Source organism: Rhizobium sp. 10N414 (genome assembly GCF_056394785.1).
In genome coordinates this window covers 1-1,084 of sequence record NZ_JBFTIN010000105.1, presented here as the reverse complement: position 1 = coordinate 1,084, position 1,084 = coordinate 1, and the positions used below count along the sequence as shown (strand labels likewise).

The following is a 1,084-nucleotide window of genomic DNA, read 5'->3' as shown; positions in this document are numbered from 1 at the left end:
CGCTGCGCCTGGATCAGGTTCGCGGTGCCGCGGCCTTGGCGATAGGCGTCGAAATAGGTCAGCGCCGAGGTCAGCGCCGGAACCGGCAGGCCGGCTTGCAGGGCCGCCGCAACGACGCGGCGCAGCGCCGGGATCGATTCCTTGACCATCTCGGAGAAGGCAGGCGTCACSACCAGGTTGGCAGCATCCGGAGCCTTGGTGAAGGCCGAGGTGATCTCGTCGAGGAACTGCGAGCGGATGATRCAGCCGGCTCGCCAGATCTTGGCGATGACAGGCATCGGCAGCGACCAGTTGAACTCGCGCGATGCTTCCGCCATGACGGCGAAGCCCTGCGCATARGCGCCGATCTTGGCGGCGAACAGCGCCAGCTCCAGATCCTTGTTGAGTTCGGGGCCGTAGGCGATCGGGAACTTGTATTCCGGCTTGCCGAAGATCTTCTCGGCGGCTTCGCGCTCGGTCTTCATCGACGACAGGCTGCGGGCGGCAACGGCGGCTTCGATCGCGGTTGCCGGAATGCCCATGTTCTGCGCTTCGATCGCCGACCACTTGCCGGTGCCCTTCTGGCCGGCCTTGTCRAGRATCATGTCGACCATCGGGCCACCGGAGACCGGATCACTCGCGGCCAGCACCTTCTCGGAAATCTCGATCAGGTAGGAGTTCAAGCGACCYTTGTTCCATTCGCCGAAGATGCCGGAAATGTCCTTGGCGCTCTTGCCGAGACCATCGCGCAGGATGCCGTAGATTTCGGCGATCATCTGCATGTCGGCATATTCGATGCCGTTGTGGATCGTCTTGACGAAATGGCCGGCACCGTCATTGCCGAGCCAGGCAACGCAAGGATCAYCGTTGTATTTGGCGGCGATCGAGGTCAGCACCTTCTCGACGCGCTTCCAGGAGTCCTCGGTGCCRCCGACCATGATCGAAGGCCCATGGCGTGCACCCTCTTCACCACCCGAGACACCCATGCCGATGAAGGTGAGGTCGGTGTTCTTCAGGCGGTCGAAACGGGCGATCGTGTCGCGGAAGTTGGCGTTGCCGGCATCGATCATGATGTCGCCCTTGGAAAGATGCGGGCGCAGCGCAG

The 1,084-nt window shown here is 62.9% G+C and carries 1 protein-coding gene; it reads right to left on the bottom strand.

Annotated elements, in window-relative coordinates; translation table 11 throughout:
- Positions 1 to 1,084 (bottom strand): NADP-dependent phosphogluconate dehydrogenase (gndA, locus tag AC1DE4_RS31770; RefSeq protein WP_477884755.1); only part of this gene is annotated, 1,084 nt, incomplete at both ends.